We start from the raw sequence: 17,293 nt of genomic DNA, 5'->3' as shown, positions 1-17,293 counted from the left end.
AAAACCTCCTTCGACTAGGAAGCGAGCAGCTTCGTAATGCGCTCGTTCATGTCTTCTTTCCCCATCGGTCCGATAAAGACGTCCATAATCGTACCGTCTGGCTTCACGAAGAAGGTGGTTGGATACGACCTAAGTCCATAGGCTTGCTCGACCTGCCGATTGTTGTCCTGCAGCATCGTGTACGTGACGCCGTACTGCTTCATGAAATTCGTAATCGCCAGCCTGTCCTCGCTCAGATTAATGCCGACGATTTCAAACGGCTTGTCCCCATGTATCTTGTACTGTTCTTCCAAATCCGGCGTCTCCGTCACGCAGCCCGGACAGAACGTGCCCCAGAAGTTGATGACGAGCGCTTTGCCCTTGTAGTCCTCGAGCCGGTGCGTCTTGCCGTCCATGTCCAGAAGCGCGAAAGCCGGCGGTTTCGAGCCCTTGGACGGAAGGCCGTTGCCGTCCGCGAACAGCGAATTGCCGATCGCATACCCGCCGAGCACGAGAACGCCGAGGAAGATCAGCACTTGGATGAGTCTGCGGTTTGATTTCATATCTCCGTTCACCGCCTGTTCCTATGCTGATAATTGCTGGTTCCGTACCATCATTATAACGAAAATCAGACGGCAATTGAGGTTGCCGCCGCTCGTTATTTTTGAATTTTATGTGTCTTGACGGCCGCTGCGCGCAGGTCCTGCACCTCTCTCGGCGTCAGGTGGCGGTACTTGCCGCGGGCCAGTCCGTGCAGCCCGAGCTCTCCGAACCGAACCCTGCGAAGCAGGACGACGGGATGGTTGATGGCGTCGAACATGCGGCGTACCTGGCGGTTGCGGCCCTCGTAGATCGTGATCGTGATCGTCGCCTGGTTCTTCGCCGTGTCGACGTCATGGTACTCGACTTCGGCGGGTGCCGTCATGCCGTCCTCCAGCAGAATGCCCTGCTGCAGCCGCTCCAGCGCCGATCCGTGCGGCACGCCCTTGACCGTCGCCCAGTACGTCTTCGGCACGTGATGGCTCGGATGCGTAAGCAGGTTGGCGAACTCGCCGTCGTTCGTCAGAAGCAGAAGCCCTTCCGTATCGTAATCGAGCCGTCCGACGGGATACACCCGCTCCTTGATGCCCGGCAAGTAATCGGAGACGATTTTGCGTCCTTGCGGGTCGCTCGCGCTCGTGATGACGCCTTTCGGTTTATGCAGCATCAGGTACAGCTTGCTCTCGCTCTTGATTCTTCGTCCGTCGACCGTAATGACATCTACCGCAGGGTCGGCCTTCGCGCCCAGCGTCGTGACGGTCTCTTCATTAACCTGTACCTTCCCGGACAAAATGAGTTCTTCGCATTTGCGGCGCGATGCAACGCCGGCCTGCGCCAAAATTTTCTGTAAACGTTCCAATATCTTCACCTCACGCTCCATCATACCCTAAATCGACCTATGAAAGAAAGCAGAAGCGGTCCGGAAGACCCGGTTGCGGCCGTATACGGCAAAGAAGCTCCGCTGTCTCAACCTCCCATGAAGGAGATTCATACAGCGAAGCGGCGATTTCCAGCGATCTGAATAGAATTATGTAGGCCACGAGGGTTATCGGAAGGCGGCAAGCGACTCAAGAAGCGGTCCGGTAATCAGGATCCGAAAACGAATAAACAAATGATGATGGCGGCCATGAATCCGACCAGATCCGAGAATAACCCGACTTTGAGCGCGTATTTGCTCTTGCGGATGCCGACGGCGCCGAAATAAACCGTCAATACGTACAGCGTCGTATCCGTGCTGCCCTGGATGGTCGAAGCGATGCGGCCGATCATGGAGTCCGGGCCGTACGTCTTGATCAGCTCCGTCGTGAACGCGAGCGAGCCGGCTCCCGTCAGCGGCCGCAGCAGGCCTAGCGGCAGCACCTCGCTCGGGATGTGCAAACTGTCGAACAGCGGCCGGATCAGGCTGGCCAGCATATCCATCGCGCCGGAAGCCCGGAACATGCTGATGGCGACCATCATGCCGACCAGATGCGGAATGATGTTAATGGCGGTGCCGAAGCCGTCCTTGGCGCCGTCGATGAACGTTTCGTACACGGGAACCTTCTTGAACGCGGCATACAAAGGAATGAACACGATCATGAACGGAATGAGCCAGGCGGATATCGACGTTACCCACTCATACAACGGCCTCACCCTTCCCTTCTCCGCGGCCTCCGGCACCGGCACCCGGCGGACCTTGAGGCCCGAGGGAATCGCGGAACGCCGGTCCGTCCCGGTCGATCGTCGTCGGCGGCCTGCGGTTGTAGCGATGCCTGTACCAGCGGTCGGCGGCGATCGCCGCCACCGTGGCGACAAGCGTGGCCGCCAGCGTCGTGCCGACGATCTCGGCCGGGTTCGCGGAGCCGTACGTCATGCGGATGGCGATCAGCGTCGTCGGGACGAGCGTGATGCTGGACGTATTGAGCGCGAGCAAGGTGCACATGGCCGCAGACGCCGTTTCTTTATGCGGGTTCAGCTTCTGCAGCTCCTGCATCGCTTTGATGCCCATCGGCGTCGCCGCGTTGCCAAGCCCCAGGATATTGGCGCTCATGTTGCTCATGATGTAGCCTAGCGCGGGGTGCCCCTTGGGAACGTCGGGAAACAGGAAGCGAACGGCCGGCTGCAGCAGGGCGGCGATTTTGCGCAGAAGTCCCGCGTCCTCGCCGATCCGCATCAAGCCGAGCCAGAATACCATGACGCTGATTAAGCCGAAGCTGACGGTAACGCCGCTTTTGGCGCCCTCGAACGCCGCCTCGGTAAGCGCGTCCATGCGCCCGTTCATGATTGCGGCCACGAAGCTGGCCGCAATAAAGAAGAGCCATATGAAATTGACCATCCCGCAGCCTCCTCCCCTCGAAAATGCGCGTGGATAACGGTTTAAATGTCCTTGAGATCGAATGAAAGTTTCGACCCCCGAATGAACGGCTTCAGGTTACCGGTTAATTCAAGCCGCCGGATACGTTACCGGCCAAGTAACGGGTCATGCCGGTTTATCGGGAAGGCTGATCCGATTGCCGTTCGGATCGTAAACCGGCGTCTCGCCGATCTTGGCATCGCCGACGAACCATTGCATCGTCCCGCGCTCGCCGAGCAGGTAAGCCGCCGAACGCGCGTCGAGGAGCGTCAGCTTGGCGCGCAGCCGCTCCTTCTCGCCTTCGGCGAACGGATAGCGGAGCGTGCGGCCGACGGCGAGCGGATAACCTTGCACGGGCTGTCCTTTATGCGCAATTTCGCTCAGCGGGTAATGCCGGAAACCGTAATCCAGCATCCGCATATGATCGTTCCAGTCGTTGCTGTCATTGATCGTCACGGCGACCAGCTGCTGGCCGCTTCGCGTCGCGGAGCTGACAAGGCAGCGCAGCGACTTCTTCGTGTAGCCGGTTTTCACGCCGTCCGCCCCTTCGTACATCGCAAGCATTTTGTTTTTATTCTTCCATGAATAATCCCATTGGTCGTTCGGGTTCGGCGCCGATTTGCTGCGCGTCTTGACGATCTCCTTGAACACGGGATTTTTGAGCGCGTAAGCGGTCAGCTTGGCCAAATCGTTCGCCGAAGAATAATGCCCCTCCGCATCCAGTCCGCTTGGATTCATGAACTGCGTATGCGCCAGGCCGAGCATTTCGGCTTTCGCGTTCATCAGATGCACGAACCCTTCCTCCGAGCCCCCGACATGCTCGGCGATTGCCGTGGCCGCATCGTTCCCGGAACGGAGCATCAGTCCGTACAGCAAGTTGTGCAGGCTCATTTTCTCCCCGCGCCGCAAATAGATCGAGGAGCCTTCCTTGCCTGCGGCACGGACGCTCGTCTCGACCATATCGGAAAGCTTGCCGTGCTCGATCGCCACGATCGCCGTCATGATCTTCGTCAAGCTGGCGATCAGCATCGGCTTGTCCCCGTTGTGGCTGTAGAGCAGCCGTCCGGACTCCACGTCGATCAGCGCCGCGCCCCGCGCCCCCGTTATCAAGGCTTCCGGCTCCGCTCCGGCGGTCCCGCCCCAAACGGGCAGAAGCAGCAAGGCCGTCGCAGCGATCGCGGCCAATTGGTTTCTTATGCTGGCGAGCCTCATAGTTGTCCTCCTTCAAGATGTCGTCACTCGTCATAGTTCAAGTATATGAAGCGGAGCGGGATATATCCCAACCTGTCCAAAAAAAGAAACCGTCCCGAAGCGGACGGTTACAAGGTCTGCGAAAGCTTACCGCCGTCGATCGCGATCAGCTTAAGTCCATGCTGTCGATCAGCACGGATTCGGCTTCGGACGAGGCATGGTCTTTCTTGAACATGCTTTGGATTTTGTCGAACACTTGCGGAGCGGAATCGAGCACGCGCTCCATCAGATGCGTCTGATTGTCCAGCGGCACGATGCGTACGCCGTGCGTGCCGACGACGAGGAACGCGATCGGCGTGATGGATACGCCGCCGCCGCTGCCGCCGCCGAATGGAAGCTGCACCGAAGCGTTGTGCATATCGCCTTGCTTGTTGTCGCCGCCCATGCGGATATCGCTGCCGCCCGCCACGAAACCGAAACCGACTTTGGATATCGGCATAATGACGCTGCCGTCAGGGGTTTGCACGGGATCGCCGACGATTGTGTTGACATCGACCATTTCCTTGATATTCTCCATTGCGGTCTGCATTAAGCCTTGAATCGGATGGTCTGCCATCGATAAAGTCCTCCTCGGATCGAAATCGGATACTGCGCTTGCCGTCTCTAGCGTTCCCCCGCGAATTGTACATTATGTAATCGGAATCCGAGGCAAATCGAAACCGATGCGTCAGCCGCGCAGCAGAATCCGCTGCCAGCCGACAACGCCTCTCGGCACGCCTTCGGCGGCCGCATGCTTCATCTTGACCGCCAGCCTGATGCCGGCGAAGATGGCATAGCCGAAGCTGACCTTCGCCGTGAATTTGCCCTCCGTCGAGAAATACGCCGCCTGGAACACCGGCTGCACCGTAAGCTCCGGATCCGTCTCCAGCTGAATCAGCTGCGACAGCACGCCGATGACCGTCGTCTTCGCCGACCAGACCGTGCCGGTCAGCATGGCGGTCCACATCGCGTCGCCGGTGCCGACCGCGCTAACCCACTTCCATTCCGTAACGCGCACATGGCCGAGCGTCTTCTTGACCCAGCCGAGCAGATCGTCCGTATGCTGCAGCAGTGCTTGCGTCCAGTCGATCGATTTCATGATGCTTTGGAGATTGACGCTGCTCTTGCCTACGTCCGTGCCGCTGCTTGCGACGTTCTCCGCCGTCAGTTCGCGTTTCAGCTCCATGGCGACCCCGTTGAATTTCATTTCGGGCAGCTGCCAATGAAAGTTCACGAGGCCGAGCAGCGCGCGGATGCTTAATTCGGCGTCATCGTCTTCCCCCATCCGTTTGATACGACCGCGAATGACGACGGGCGACAGCGCAATAGCGAGCACAAGCAAAAAAAAGAGACCTGCCGCAATCATCCATCCGAACGGGTAGCCAAGCATGGCGTTTCCCCCCATTTCCCTGAGTTGGTCGGATATAGTATGACCTTGCGGACAAATCTCATTCGGTTGGTTGTATCCTTAATCGCGCTCCCGGCTCAACTCTCCGGCACCGTCTCCGGTTCCGGCGCCTGCGACCGATCGGGTTCGGACTCGCGCTGCGGCTCCTCGCCCAATTCGGAATCGAGATCGGCGAACGACATCTCCTCGATCGTCATCTGGCGGCCCTCTAACCGCTCGAACAGCAGCTGGGTCTGGTCTTCCAGATCGTCGATCGCGACGGAAGACGGCTCAGGCAGCGCGTCGAGGCCGGACAAGCCGAAATATTCCAGAAACGACTTCGTCGAGCCATATAGAATCGGACGGCCGATCTGCTCGGCGCGCCCGACTTCTTCGATCAGATCCTTGCTCACGAGCGACTGGATCGCCCGGTCGCATTTCACGCCGCGGATTTCCTCGATCTCGACGCGCGTGATCGGCTGCCTGTAGGCAACGATGGACAACGTCTCGAGCGCCGCCTGCGACAGGCTCGAACGCGTCGGCGAATACGCCATCCGCTCGAAGTACACCGCATGGTCCGGATTCGTCGTCATCCGGTAAGCCCCGGCGACGAGCGACACCTGAATGCCGCGCTTCTTCGATTTCAAATCCTTCATCAAATCTTTGGCCAGATCGGCCGCGACCGCTGCATCCAGCTGGAGAATGTCCGACAGCTGCTTGACCGTCAGCCCTTCGTCCCCCGCCATGAACAGCAGTCCCTCAGTAATCGACTTCAACTTCGAATAATCCGCCATCAGCCGTTTCACCCCTCCAATGCACAACGATATCATCAAACAGGCCGTGCTGAAAACAGCGAATGTGCTTCATCTTCATTAATTCGAGCAGCGCCAGGAACGTTACGACGACTTCGTGCCGGCTCATATCGTCCCGGATGAGCTTCGAGAACCGGACGGTTTCGAACTCCCGCAGCACCTCGACGATGTCGCGGATCCGGTCCTTGACCGAGATTTCGTCGCGATGGATCGTGGCGACGATGTTGCGGCGCGAAGCTTTGCGAAGCGCCTTCTGGAACGCGGCGACCAGGTCCGCGACGGTCAGCCCTTTGACGGGATTCTCCGGCACGATCTTCATGAACGGCGTCATGTCCTCCGGTTCCTTCGTATAGACGAGGCTTCGCTCGAATTCCTGTTCCCGGAGCTGCTCGGCGATTTGCTTATATTTGCGGTACTCCACGAGCTTCGCGATCAGTTCGTCGCGCGGGTCGAGCCCGTCGTCCGGCCATTCCTCGTAATAATCGTCTTCGATGACCGGCGGTTTCGGGAGCAGCTGCTTGCTCTTGATCGACAGCAGCGTTGCCGCCATGACGAGAAACTCGCTCGTAACTTCCAGCTCGAGCTCCTGCATCGCATTCAAGTAGTCCATGTACTGATCCGTAATCTCGCTGATCGATATCTCATGAATGTCGATCTCGGCTTTATCGATGAGATGAAGGAGCAAGTCGAGCGGCCCTTCGAACGATTCCAATTTGTAGGTCACCGCCATGGCTCCGGCCCACTCCTAATAAGGTGAATTGTCATGCTTGTCATTGCGAACCATGCCTGTCGCTTCGCGGCTTAACCTTGAAGCACTTTCGTCAAGTTGGCCATTTCGATCGCCGTTACCGCGGCTTCCCAGCCTTTGTTCCCGGCTTTCGTGCCCGCGCGCTCGATCGCTTGCTCGATGGAATCGACGGTCAGAACGCCGAACACGGTCGGTACGCCGGTCTTCAGGCCGACTGCGGCGACGCCCTTGGCTGCTTCGTTGCAGACGTAGTCGAAGTGCGGCGTTGACCCCCGGATGACGGCGCCAAGGGTAATAACGGCGTCGTACTTGCCGCTCTCGGCCATCTTCTGCGCGATCAGCGGAATTTCGAATGCGCCCGGCACCCAGGCGATGTCCACTTCATTGTCGTCCGCGCCGTGACGCTTGAACGCGTCTAGCGCGCCGCCAAGCAGCTTGCTGGAGATAAACTCGTTGAAACGTCCTACGACGACGCCGTATTTTAACCCTTCGGAAATTAAATGTCCTTCGAATACGTTCGGCATTGTACAGTCATCCTCTCTGATTTAACCCGCTCTATGCTGGGAATGGGAATTTAAATATGGTATTCGTCAAATTTGAGCAAATGGCCCAATTTGTCCTTCTTCGTGTGCAGGTAACGGTCGTTGTCCTCGTTCGCGTCCATTTGAATCGGCACGCGTTCGACGACTTCGAGGCCGTAGCCCTCCAACCCGCGGATTTTGCGCGGATTGTTCGTGAGCAGGCGCATCTGGCGGACGCCAAGGTCTTTGAGAATTTGGGCGCCGATGCCGTAATTGCGCAAATCCGGGGCGAAGCCAAGTTTAATATTCGCGTCCACCGTATCCAATCCCTGCTCTTGAAGCTTATAGGCTTTCAGCTTGTTGATCAAGCCGATGCCGCGGCCTTCCTGCCGCATATAGAGCAGCACGCCTTGGCCGGCTTCGTCGATTTGGCGCAATGCCGCTTCGAGCTGCGGACCGCAATCGCAGCGGTGGGAATGGAACACGTCGCCGGTGAGGCATTCGGAGTGGACGCGCACGAGCGTCGGCTTCGTCGGGTCGATCTCGCCCTTCACGAGCGCGACATGCTCCTTGTTATCCACGTCGTTCGTGTACGCGACCGCCCGGAATATGCCGAAATCGGTCGGCATTTTCACTTCGACGACCCGCTCCACCAGCTTCTCTTTCTCGTTGCGGTAATGAATGAGCGCCTGAATGGAAATCAGCTTCAGCTCATGCTTCGCCTTGAACTCGATCAGATCCGGCAGGCGGGCCATCGAGCCGTCTTCCTTGATGATCTCGCAGATGACCGCCGCGGGCTTGGAGCCGCACATGCGGGCCAGGTCGATCGCCGCTTCCGTATGCCCGGCGCGGCGCAGCACGCCGCCCTTCTTCGCGATCAGCGGGAAGATATGGCCCGGACGGCGGAAGTCGTCCGCCCTCGTGCCGGGATCGATCAGCGCCTGCACCGTCTGCGACCGCTCGTACGCCGATATGCCCGTCGACGTCGAAATATGATCGACCGACACGGTAAACGCGGTGCCATGGTAATCGGTGTTGCGCTGCACCATCGGCGGCAGGTCGAGCTCCTCCGCGCGTTCCTGCGTGATCGGCACGCAGACAAGACCGCGCGCCTCGGTAATCATGAAATTGATGACTTCGGGCGTCGCCTTGCTGGCGAGCGCGATCAGATCGCCTTCGTTCTCGCGGTCCTCGTCGTCGACAACGATAATCGGTTTGCCGCGCAGCAGATCCTCGAGCGCCGCTTCGATGGTATCGAACACCGGCTGCTCGTCCGGCGTCGTTCTTGCTTCCAGTTGGTTGCTCATCGCCATTCACTCCTTTAGTAGGCTGTTTGCAAGCCCTTTGTCTGTCTCTTCCGCAGCCGCGTGCGCGCGGATCACAGGAAGCCGTTCTCCGCCAGAAACGCGGCGGTCAGCTTGCTGCCGCTCTCCGGCTTGCCGGTCCGTTCCCCGTCGTCGCAGCTATCCTTGTAGCGCAGCAAGTGATCGACGTATTTGCCGAGCACGTCGCATTCGATATTGATGACGCTGCCGGCGTTCTTGTGCTGCAGCGCCGTTTCCTTCAACGTGTGCGGAATGATCGAGACGGCGAAGCTGTCGCGTTCCGCGACGGCCACGGTCAAGCTGATGCCGTCGATCGTGACGGAGCCTTGCGGGATCACGTAGCGCATCAGCCTGCCGTCATGCGGCCTTATGGTGAACACGACCGCGTTCGCGTCGGCGCGGCGCGATACGATCTCGCCCGTTCCGTCCGCATGGCCCTGCACGATATGGCCGCCGAAGCGTCCGCCCGCCAGCATGGCACGCTCCAGATTGAGCGGCTCGCCCGGCCGGACGTCCTTCAAATTCGAATGGCGGTACGTCTGCGGCATCACGTCGACCGTGAACGACCGGGCGTCGAATTCCGTTACCGTCAGGCATACGCCGTTCACCGAGATGCTGTCGCCGATGGCGACGCCTTGCAGCACGCGCTCCGCTTCGATGACGAGCAGCATCGCCTCGCCCTGCTTGTAGGATCGCTTGAGCGTTCCGATTTCTTCGATAAGTCCTGTAAACATGTCGGCTTCCTCCTCTCTTCCCGACTATCGGTCGGTGGGCCCGCGATGCGCAAGCCTTGTTGGCGGCCGTGCCCTTAAGCTCCGCCCGAGCGGTCGCCGGCTTCATAATCGGGATAGCCGCTGAGGAAGATGTCGCCGCCGATCCGCTCGACCTCCACCTCGCGGAACGGGATCGCATGCGCCATCTTCTCGAAGCCGTCGAACTGGAAGACGCCCGGCGCCATCTGGCCGCCGATCACTTTCGGCGCGATGAAGAGCAGCAGCTTGTCGACCAGGCCAAGCTCCAGCATCGCGCCGTTCAGCTTGCCGCCGCCCTCCAGCAGGATCGAGCCGATCTCCTTCTCGCCGAGCTTGCGCATGGCGATCGACAAATCGACGCGGCTTCCGCTTCCGCAGGCGATCACTTCGGCGCCGGCGGCTTCCAGCGCGGCGCGCCTGCCGGGATCGGCGCCTTCGACCGTGAGCACGATCACGGGCGCCGAACGGCCGCGCAGCAGGCGGGCATCGAGCGGCAGCCGCAGCCTGGAGTCGACGACGATGCGCACGGGATGAACGGCCGGTACCGACAAGCGCGTCGTCAGCTCCGGGTCGTCGATCAGCGCCGTTTCGGCGCCGACCATGATGCCCATGTGCCGGTGACGGAGCGTGTGCGCCATCTCCCGCGCCTGCGGGCCGCTGACGTACCGGCTGTCGCCGGACTTCGCCGCCAGCTTGCCGTCCAGCGTCATCGCCGATTTCATCGTGACGAACGGCAGCCGCGTCGTGATGAACTTGTTGAACATCTCGTTCATCCGCGTCGATTCCCGTTCAAGCAGTCCGACGTCGACGGCGATGCCCGCCTCGCGCAGCCTTGCGATGCCCCGCCCCGCCACCTGCGGATTCGGATCCGCGCAGGCGACGACGACGCGGGCGACCTTCGCCTCGATCAGCCGCTCGCAGCACGGCGGCGTCCGGCCGTGATGGCTGCACGGCTCCAGCGTGACATAAGCCGTCGCGCCTTCCGCTTCGTCGCCGGCCATGCGCAGCGCATGCACCTCCGCGTGGCCTTCCCCCCGGCGCAAATGCGCGCCCAGGCCGACGATGCGGCCTTCGCGGACGACGACGCAGCCGACGACGGGATTGATTTCCGTCTGACCCTTCGCCTTGGAGGCCAGGTCAAGCGCCAGCCGCATGTACGTTTCGTCGTTCAATATATCGATCGTCGCAGAAATAAAAATCACCCCTCGGCCAAGTAGCGCCAACGGGGTGATTAGAGAAACGCAGGTCAAAGACAACGGTCGAAGACACATTCAAACAAACTCGGCGACCATGTGAAAAAAAGTACAAGGTCGGCAAGAAATGAAAAAATGGTATTCGCGTGCCTTTTCCTTCTCCCATCCAGACTATACTGTCGGTCCCGGATTTGCACCAGGTCCACCGTCAAGCAGCATGCACGCCCTCAAGGGATATCCATGCTTGCGAGCCGGGTCACGGACTGACGAAGGAGCGAAGCCGCTTAAGCGATACAACGGCCAGCAGCCCTTCGATCACCGCCGGTTGGGAATTTCACCCGACCCCGAAGGAAAAATCGCAACTACTTTTGTGGAAATGTTACCACTCTCGTATTGAAAAAGCAACCTGTTTCGTCGGTTTTGTGTCGAATGGCGCAGGAGCGGGCAGGCCCGATACGAGAAAACCGCAGCGGGCGGAACGTTCTCCACCGGCTGCGGCCTGCTTGTCTTACGCTTCGATGATTTCGACCTTGTCCATTTTGTCGCGGCCTTGGAACTTGTCGACATGCTCCATGCCGGATACGACTTTGCCGAATACCGTGTGCTGGCCGTCCAGATGCGGCTGCGGCTGGTACACGATGTAGAACTGGCTTCCGCCCGTGTTGCGGCCGGCATGCGCCATCGCAAGCGCTCCGCGCTCGTGCTTGTTCGGGTTGATTTCGCAGTTGATCGTGTAGCCCGGGCCGCCGGTGCCTGTCCCGTTCGGGCAGCCGCCTTGCGCGACGAAGCCCGGGATGACGCGATGGAAGTTCAGTCCGTTGTAGAAGCCCTCTTTCGCCAGCTTCTCGAAGTTCGCCACCGTGTTCGGCGCATCGTTCTCGAACAGATCGATCAGCACCTCGGCGCCGTTGGACATGGTGATTTTTGCTTGTTTAGCCATGGTTTGGCAAACCTCCTGTCAATTCTCATTGTAAAATCCAAGCATAGCATAAGTTTACCGCTTATGCCACGCTTGGATCCCCTTTGAATCAGATAAACGCTGCGCCAGCCAATGGCGGGCGTCGGCCGATTAACGCGCCGCGGACGTTTGCAGCCGCGCCGGAATGACGTCGTTGCCGATGATGTCGTCAAGCGATTCGCGCTTGACGGCAACGTCTGCCGCGCCGTCTTTGACGAAGACGACCGCCGGGCGGCGGACCCGGTTATAGTTGCTCGCCATGGAATAATTGTACGCGCCCGTGCAGAAGACGGCAAGCAGGTCGCCGCTCTTCGCTTTCGGCAGTTCCAGATCCATGATCAGCTTGTCTCCGCTTTCGCAGAGTTTCCCTGCGATGGTTACGGTCTCTTCCAGCGGATCGTTCGCGCGGTTCGCCAGGATCGCCTCGTACTTGGATTCGTACAGCGCAAAACGCGGGTTATCCGACATGCCGCCGTCAACGGCGATATATTTGCGCACGCCGGGGATGTCTTTGCTTGTCCCGACCGTGTACAGCGTCGTGCCGGCGTCGCCGACCATGCTGCGGCCCGGTTCGACCCAAATTTCAGGCAGCGGATAGCTCGCCGCGGAGAAGTTCGTCTTGATCGAATCCGTGATCGCCTTGACGTATTGCGAGATCGGAAGCGGCGTGTCGCCTTCCACGTAACGGATGCCGAAGCCGCCGCCGAGGTTGATGACGCGGAACGTCACGTTCAGCTCGTCGCGCACTTGTACGGCGAAGCCGGCCACTTTGTCGACCGCCATCGCGAAGCCTTCGACTTCGAAGATTTGCGAGCCGATATGCGAGTGAACGCCGAGCAGCTCGAGGTTCGATTGCGCCGCCGTTTCTTGAATCGCTTTGTAAGCCGTGCCGTTGCCTAGGTCGAAGCCGAACTTGGAATCCGTCTGGCCGGTGGAAATATAATCATGCGTGTGCGCTTCGACGCCGGGCGTGATGCGCAGCAGCACGTTGACGCGTTTGCCTTTGTCGGCCGCGAGCGCGTTCAGCAGGTACAGCTCGTTGAAATTGTCGACGACGAAGCAGCCGATGTTCGCGTCGAGCGCCATGTTGATTTCTTCCGGCGTCTTGTTGTTGCCGTGGAAGTGAATGCGCGCCGCCGGGAAGCCGGCTTTCAGCGCTGTATACAGCTCGCCGTCGGATACGACGTCAAGCGACAATCCTTCTTGCTCCGCGATCGAGCACATCGCCATTACGCTGAACGCTTTGCTCGCGTAGGCAACCTGGAATTTCAATCCCGACGCGCGGAACGATTCCACGTATTCGCGGGCTCTCTGGCGCACGAGCGCCTCGTCTACGATGTAAAGCGGCGTGCCGAACTGTTGTGCCAAGTCCGTGGTGTCGCAGCCTCCGATTTCCAAATGGCCTTGCGCGTTAATTTTGCTGGTACCGTGTAAGTACATCCAGTTCCCCTCCGCTTTCGTTCGAAAAAAATGCCCAAATGTTATTAGTTTGCACCATTTAGCTCAGTATAGCGCATTCGGTTCCCCGCCGAAATGGATAATTCCACATATCATTTGTATTTTTTTCGAACCTGCTACCGCGATTCGCCGCCGTTCGGCATCCTGTCCTCCTGCTGCGGCTTCAGGTAGATCGGCCGTTTCCGGTTCTGAAGCACCGGCACCCGCAGCAGGATGCTGAGCATCCCCTTCAGATTGAACGGTATGAGCGGCCACATGTACGGACGGTTGAACGACCGTTCCATGACGAGCATGATGAAGAAAATCGTCGTCGCGGCGACGAAGCCTTCGACCTTGAACGACGCCACGGCGACGATGAGCACGAGCCGGATGATCCGGTTGGCGAGACCGAGCTCGTAGCTTGGCGTCGCGAACATGCCGATCGCGGCGACGGCCATGTACAGCACGACCTCGTTTACGAACAGCCCCGTCTTCACGGCGATATCGCCGATCAGGATGGCGGCGATCAGCGACATCGCGGTCGCGAGCGGCGTCGGCGTATGGATCGACGCCATCCGCAGCATGTCGACGCCGACCTCGGCGATCAGAAACTGCGCGACCATCGGCAGGCGCCCCGCTTTCTGGGCGCCGATGAAATCGAGCGCCGGCGGCTTCAGCTCGGGCTTCAGCGTGAACAGGAACCAGAGCGGCAGCATGAAGAGCGACGCCGCCACGCCGATGAAGCGGACCCAGCGCAGGTAAGTGCCGATGAACGGCGTCTGGCGATTCTCCTCGGCATGCTGCAGCAGGTCGAAGAACGTCGTCGGCAATAGCATGACGCTCGGCGTCGTATCGACGAAGATCGCGATGCTGCCTTCCATCAGATGGACGGCGACCGTATCCGGCCGCTCCGAGTAGCGGACAAGCGGGAACGGATTCCATCCCCGCTTCACCGTCGCTTCTTCGAGCTGCTTGTCCGCGAGCGGCAGGCCGTCGATTTTGAGATTTTTGATTTTGTCGCGCATCGCTTCCAGCATTTCGTGGTCGACGATGTCGTCGATGTACGCGATGCAGACATCCGTCTGCGTGCGTTCGCCGACGCGGATGATTTCGTAGCGCAGCTGCTTGTCCCGCAGCCTGCGCCGGACGAGCGTCACGTTGGTCAGCATCGTCTCCACGAAGCCGTCGCGCGCGCCGCGGACGACCCGCTCGAGCGTCGGTTCCTCGGGATTCCGCGCCGGGAACGCCTTCGCGTCGATGAGCAGCACTTTGGACTCGCCTTCGATGAACATGGCCGTGCCTCCGGCCAGCACGTCCGTCAGCATTTTCTCCCAATCCGACTCCTCGACGACCTGAATCGCGGGCACGTACAGCCGGAAGAAATCGTGGAACGAGGCGGCGCCGTAATCTTCCGCCTGCAGGTAAGTGAGCCGCTTGAGCACCTCGGTCAATACCGTGTCCTTGGCAAAGCCGTTGTAGAAGAAGAACGCGACGCGGCGATCGCCGAACGTCATCTCGCGCAGCACGATATCGAAGGTCGTCTTATAGCCGATCTCCGCCTCCAGCTTGTCGGCGAACTCTTCCAGCGTCGCCGGAATCGGCACCGTCCGCTTCTCTTCCTTGTGCGGCTTGCGATGGCCGATGATCGGCTGCGTTCCGGAATCGTCAGTCGGCGCCGCGGCATCCTGCGTCATGGACGCCTCCGTCGGATCTCCGGCGTTCTCGCCGCCGCCTTCGTCTCCGGCCGGATCCGTATCGACCTTGAAGCCGTCCGCATCCTCATGCCAGAACACATGGATCGGCTTCTTGAATTCCGTCGTTCCCTGCTCTTTCCCGCCACTCTCGTTTTGGCGCATCCATACCCCTTCTCTCTTCGTCGATGTCCGTTGCTGCTAGGGATCCATATATTGAAAAACAAGCCAGTCGAATAAAGAGCCCGTTACTTTGCCGAGCACCATGGCGTACACCAGACTGACGAGGTAACGGCTCAGCCTGACCCGCTTGGCCAGAATCGGCAGCACGTTCATCACCTCCGTCAGCGCGGCGCCGAGCATCCCGACGAAGATGCCGTCGAACGTGCCGATGACGAGCATCGCCGCGATCTTGGGCAGCCAGAGCCGCCACTCGAGGAAATCGGCAATCGACCAGAACACGGCGCCGCTCACGACGGCGGTCTCGAACCAGATCGACTTGCGGTACGCAAAGGTCAGCTGCGCCAGCCTCGGGATAATGTCGAGCACGATGAGCAGCGCGGCCAGCGCGCTTCCGACGCCCAGGCCCCCGGCGAAGCCGAGCAGCGCCACGAACGAAGCGCCAGCCGCCGCGCTAACCATCGTCGATTCCCGTTTCGGGCTGCTGCGGCCGCTGCGGCTTCGCTTCCTCGCCCGGCTCGGTCTTCTTGCGCATCTCGTCGGCGATGACGTACGCGTTCACGTTCTCCTCGTACATGTACAGCTCGACCTCCAGCGGGTTCGGCTCTTCATTGAACCGTTTGCGGAACAGATGGTTGAAGAAGACGAGCATGCCGACTCCGATGCCGATGGAATACGGAATTTGGAACCAGAGCGGATGCTCTGTCTTCCTGCCCGTCACGAGCTCCGTGATCCGCTCGTGCACGTCTTTCATGTTGACGTCGGTATGGAAATTCATGATGGCCAGCCCCGATCCGAAGAACAGCAGCAGCCATGTGACGATCAGCAGCGGTTTGCGCGGCTCCCGGGGCGCGTCGGCGATGATGACCAGCACCTGCGGATCCCCGTAGGCGTCCACGACGGCCCCGGGCGCCTCCTCGCGAATAAGCCGGACGATCTGCAGCAGGTCGATGACGACGCGGTTGCCGTCCTTCTCCGAATGCCGATGCAGCGTCAGCGACTCCAGCCGAGATTCCAGCTGCGGATCGCTGGCGAACAACCGGGCGGCCTGCTTGAGCGTCACGGTCCCCTCGGGCCGGATGCCGATCCGCTTGCGCAAGCGCAGGTACACGCTCGGCGGCGCATCGGTTCCGGGCGCGCTCCCGGCGGCTGCCGCGGTGCCGGCATTCGATGCGCTGCCGGCGTTCGAAGCGCTGCCGGCGCCCGGTCCGCCGCCTGCATTCGGCGCGTTCCCGGCGCCCGGTCCGCTGCCGATGCCGGAACCGCTGCCGGTGCCGCCCGGCGATCTGTAAGCGCTCATGACATCCCTCCTTATCGTCATGATCTCCCTGTTAGTATGAGATAAGGAGCGGCAGGATAATCGTAGCAAAGGCGCAGGAAGTTTATTCCGCGGGAAGCGCAAAAAGCCGACCGCCCCGTCCGGGGCAATCGGCTCCTTCGCCAAATGCGCTCATTGCGCGATCTGATCGCGGATAAGCTGCAATATTTTCTTCTCCAGCCGGGACACCTGCACCTGGGAGATGCCCAGGCGCGCGGCAACCTCCGACTGCGTCTGATCGCGGTAATAGCGGAGGAAGACGATCAGCCGCTCGCGTTCCGACAGTCCGCCGATCGCTTCGTTCAGCGCGAGCTTGTCGAACCAGCGCTCCTGCGAATCGTCGGCGATCTGATCCATCAGCGTGATCGGATCGCCGTCGTTCTCGAACACGGTCTCGTGGATCGAGGTCGGCGGCTTGTTCGCTTCCTGGGCGAAGACGACGTCCTCGGGCGTGATGCCGAGCCGTTCGGCGACCTCCTTGATCGTCGGCAGGCGGCCGAGCACCTTCGACAGCTCGTCCTTCGTCTTGCGCACCTTGTTGGCCGTTTCCTTCAAGGAACGGCTGACCTTGAGCGTGCCGTCGTCGCGGAGGAAGCGCTGAATTTCGCCGATGATCATCGGCACCGCATAGGTGGAGAATTTGACCTCGTAGGACAGATCGAACTTATCGACCGACTTCAGCAGGCCGATGCAGCCGATCTGGAACAAATCCTCCGGCTCGTAGCCCCGCCCCATAAACCGCTGCACGACGGACCAGACGAGCCGGATGTTGCACTGCACCAGCGTATCGCGCGCGAGCGTGTCCCCGGCTTGGCTCAAAGCGATAAGCCGCTTCACCTCGGAATCGTCCAGGTAAGGCTGCGCCGTTTGTTTCATATCGACATCCATGC

19 protein-coding genes and 1 riboswitch are annotated in these 17,293 nt (G+C 60.1%); all 19 genes read right to left on the bottom strand.

Annotated features, from left to right (window positions below; genetic code table 11):
* Positions 1–14 precede the first annotated feature (14 nt).
* Positions 15–542 (bottom strand): redoxin family protein, encoded by a 528-nt coding sequence (locus GXP70_RS11520; RefSeq protein WP_162356769.1) that lies wholly within the window; start codon positions 540–542, stop codon positions 15–17.
* A 95-nt stretch (positions 543–637) separates the two neighbouring features.
* Positions 638–1,378 (bottom strand): pseudouridine synthase, encoded by a 741-nt coding sequence (locus tag GXP70_RS11515; RefSeq protein WP_162356768.1) that lies wholly within the window; start codon positions 1,376–1,378, stop codon positions 638–640.
* Positions 1,379–1,605: 227 nt separating this feature from the next.
* Positions 1,606–2,142 carry a spore maturation protein gene (locus GXP70_RS11510; RefSeq protein ID WP_162360437.1) on the bottom strand — a complete coding sequence of 179 codons (537 nt, stop codon included), beginning with the start codon at positions 2,140–2,142 and terminating at the stop codon, positions 1,606–1,608.
* Entirely contained in the window at positions 2,135–2,833 is a 699-nt protein-coding gene (locus GXP70_RS11505; RefSeq protein ID WP_162356767.1) for a nucleoside recognition domain-containing protein, read from the bottom strand. The genes GXP70_RS11510 and GXP70_RS11505 overlap by 8 nt, the downstream gene beginning before the upstream one ends.
* A gap of 144 nt (positions 2,834–2,977) precedes the next feature.
* Positions 2,978–4,063 (bottom strand): D-alanyl-D-alanine carboxypeptidase family protein, encoded by a 1,086-nt coding sequence (locus GXP70_RS11500; protein WP_162356766.1) that lies wholly within the window; start codon positions 4,061–4,063, stop codon positions 2,978–2,980.
* A gap of 145 nt (positions 4,064–4,208) precedes the next feature.
* Positions 4,209–4,658: a GerW family sporulation protein gene (ytfJ, locus tag GXP70_RS11495; RefSeq protein WP_162356765.1), complete on the bottom strand. Its 450-nt coding sequence runs from the start codon at positions 4,656–4,658 to the stop codon at positions 4,209–4,211.
* 111 nt (positions 4,659–4,769) lie between these two features.
* Positions 4,770–5,471 carry a DUF2953 domain-containing protein gene (locus GXP70_RS11490; RefSeq protein WP_162356764.1) on the bottom strand — a complete coding sequence of 234 codons (702 nt, stop codon included), beginning with the start codon at positions 5,469–5,471 and terminating at the stop codon, positions 4,770–4,772.
* Positions 5,472–5,566: 95 nt separating this feature from the next.
* A complete protein-coding gene (gene scpB, locus GXP70_RS11485) occupies positions 5,567–6,262 on the bottom strand; it encodes an SMC-Scp complex subunit ScpB (RefSeq protein ID WP_162356763.1) in 696 nt (231 codons plus the stop codon).
* On the bottom strand, positions 6,228–7,010 hold the full coding sequence (locus tag GXP70_RS11480) for a segregation and condensation protein A (RefSeq protein WP_162356761.1): 783 nt from the start codon (positions 7,008–7,010) through the stop codon (positions 6,228–6,230). The genes scpB and GXP70_RS11480 overlap by 35 nt, the downstream gene beginning before the upstream one ends.
* 71 nt (positions 7,011–7,081) lie before the next feature.
* A complete protein-coding gene (gene ribH / locus GXP70_RS11475) occupies positions 7,082–7,552 on the bottom strand; it encodes a 6,7-dimethyl-8-ribityllumazine synthase (RefSeq protein WP_162356760.1) in 471 nt (156 codons plus the stop codon).
* Between the two features lie 50 nt (positions 7,553–7,602).
* Positions 7,603–8,856: a bifunctional 3,4-dihydroxy-2-butanone-4-phosphate synthase/GTP cyclohydrolase II gene (locus tag GXP70_RS11470; protein ID WP_162356758.1), complete on the bottom strand. Its 1,254-nt coding sequence runs from the start codon at positions 8,854–8,856 to the stop codon at positions 7,603–7,605.
* 71 nt (positions 8,857–8,927) lie between these two features.
* Positions 8,928–9,608, bottom strand: coding sequence for a riboflavin synthase (gene ribE / locus GXP70_RS11465; protein WP_162356756.1), 681 nt, complete (start codon positions 9,606–9,608; stop codon positions 8,928–8,930).
* Between the two features lie 74 nt (positions 9,609–9,682).
* Positions 9,683–10,807 carry a bifunctional diaminohydroxyphosphoribosylaminopyrimidine deaminase/5-amino-6-(5-phosphoribosylamino)uracil reductase RibD gene (gene ribD, locus GXP70_RS11460; RefSeq protein WP_225442851.1) on the bottom strand — a complete coding sequence of 375 codons (1,125 nt, stop codon included), beginning with the start codon at positions 10,805–10,807 and terminating at the stop codon, positions 9,683–9,685.
* A 162-nt stretch (positions 10,808–10,969) separates the two neighbouring features.
* Positions 10,970–11,175: riboswitch (FMN riboswitch) on the bottom strand.
* Positions 11,176–11,327: 152 nt separating this feature from the next.
* The gene (locus GXP70_RS11455) at positions 11,328–11,759 is read right to left on the bottom strand and encodes a peptidylprolyl isomerase (RefSeq protein ID WP_162356752.1); all 432 of its coding nucleotides are present in this window, start codon (positions 11,757–11,759) and stop codon (positions 11,328–11,330) included.
* Between the two features lie 129 nt (positions 11,760–11,888).
* Positions 11,889–13,217, bottom strand: a complete 1,329-nt coding sequence (gene lysA, locus GXP70_RS11450) for a diaminopimelate decarboxylase (RefSeq protein ID WP_162356750.1) — start codon at positions 13,215–13,217, stop codon at positions 11,889–11,891.
* 134 nt (positions 13,218–13,351) lie between these two features.
* Positions 13,352–15,070, bottom strand: coding sequence for a spore germination protein (locus tag GXP70_RS11445; protein WP_225442767.1), 1,719 nt, complete (start codon positions 15,068–15,070; stop codon positions 13,352–13,354).
* Between the two features lie 36 nt (positions 15,071–15,106).
* A complete protein-coding gene (locus tag GXP70_RS11440; RefSeq protein WP_162356748.1) occupies positions 15,107–15,547 on the bottom strand; it encodes a stage V sporulation protein AB in 441 nt (146 codons plus the stop codon).
* The gene (locus tag GXP70_RS11435) at positions 15,540–16,385 is read right to left on the bottom strand and encodes a stage V sporulation protein AA (RefSeq protein ID WP_318652425.1); all 846 of its coding nucleotides are present in this window, start codon (positions 16,383–16,385) and stop codon (positions 15,540–15,542) included. The genes GXP70_RS11440 and GXP70_RS11435 overlap by 8 nt, the downstream gene beginning before the upstream one ends.
* A gap of 150 nt (positions 16,386–16,535) precedes the next feature.
* A complete protein-coding gene (sigF, locus tag GXP70_RS11430) occupies positions 16,536–17,291 on the bottom strand; it encodes an RNA polymerase sporulation sigma factor SigF (RefSeq protein ID WP_161740662.1) in 756 nt (251 codons plus the stop codon).
* Between the last annotated feature and the right edge of the window lie 2 nt (positions 17,292–17,293).

The sequence above is a fragment of the Paenibacillus lycopersici genome (genome assembly GCF_010119935.1).
Lineage (GTDB): Bacteria > Bacillota > Bacilli > Paenibacillales > Paenibacillaceae > Paenibacillus_Z > Paenibacillus_Z lycopersici.
Note: the sequence above shows the minus strand (reverse complement) of the source record. Positions and strands in the feature narration are given on the sequence as shown.

Excerpts from the sequence above, each read along its gene's own strand:
- GXP70_RS11470 (WP_162356758.1), bottom strand. The coding sequence starts at position 8,856 with ATGAGCAACCAACTGGAAGCAAGAACGACGCCGGACGAGCAGCCGGTG.
- ribE (WP_162356756.1), bottom strand. The coding sequence starts at position 9,608 with ATGTTTACAGGACTTATCGAAGAAATCGGAACGCTCAAGCGATCCTAC.
- lysA (WP_162356750.1), bottom strand. The coding sequence starts at position 13,217 with ATGTACTTACACGGTACCAGCAAAATTAACGCGCAAGGCCATTTGGAA.
- scpB (WP_162356763.1), bottom strand. The coding sequence starts at position 6,262 with ATGGCGGATTATTCGAAGTTGAAGTCGATTACTGAGGGACTGCTGTTC.
- GXP70_RS11520 (WP_162356769.1), bottom strand. The coding sequence starts at position 542 with ATGAAATCAAACCGCAGACTCATCCAAGTGCTGATCTTCCTCGGCGTT.
- GXP70_RS11445 (WP_225442767.1), bottom strand. The coding sequence starts at position 15,070 with ATGCGCCAAAACGAGAGTGGCGGGAAAGAGCAGGGAACGACGGAATTC.
- sigF (WP_161740662.1), bottom strand. The coding sequence starts at position 17,291 with ATGGATGTCGATATGAAACAAACGGCGCAGCCTTACCTGGACGATTCC.
- GXP70_RS11480 (WP_162356761.1), bottom strand. The coding sequence starts at position 7,010 with ATGGCGGTGACCTACAAATTGGAATCGTTCGAAGGGCCGCTCGACTTG.
- GXP70_RS11500 (WP_162356766.1), bottom strand. The coding sequence starts at position 4,063 with ATGAGGCTCGCCAGCATAAGAAACCAATTGGCCGCGATCGCTGCGACG.
- GXP70_RS11505 (WP_162356767.1), bottom strand. The coding sequence starts at position 2,833 with ATGGTCAATTTCATATGGCTCTTCTTTATTGCGGCCAGCTTCGTGGCC.
- GXP70_RS11455 (WP_162356752.1), bottom strand. The coding sequence starts at position 11,759 with ATGGCTAAACAAGCAAAAATCACCATGTCCAACGGCGCCGAGGTGCTG.
- ribH (WP_162356760.1), bottom strand. The coding sequence starts at position 7,552 with ATGCCGAACGTATTCGAAGGACATTTAATTTCCGAAGGGTTAAAATAC.
- GXP70_RS11440 (WP_162356748.1), bottom strand. The coding sequence starts at position 15,547 with ATGGTTAGCGCGGCGGCTGGCGCTTCGTTCGTGGCGCTGCTCGGCTTC.
- GXP70_RS11490 (WP_162356764.1), bottom strand. The coding sequence starts at position 5,471 with ATGCTTGGCTACCCGTTCGGATGGATGATTGCGGCAGGTCTCTTTTTT.
- ytfJ (WP_162356765.1), bottom strand. The coding sequence starts at position 4,658 with ATGGCAGACCATCCGATTCAAGGCTTAATGCAGACCGCAATGGAGAAT.
- GXP70_RS11435 (WP_318652425.1), bottom strand. The coding sequence starts at position 16,385 with ATGAGCGCTTACAGATCGCCGGGCGGCACCGGCAGCGGTTCCGGCATC.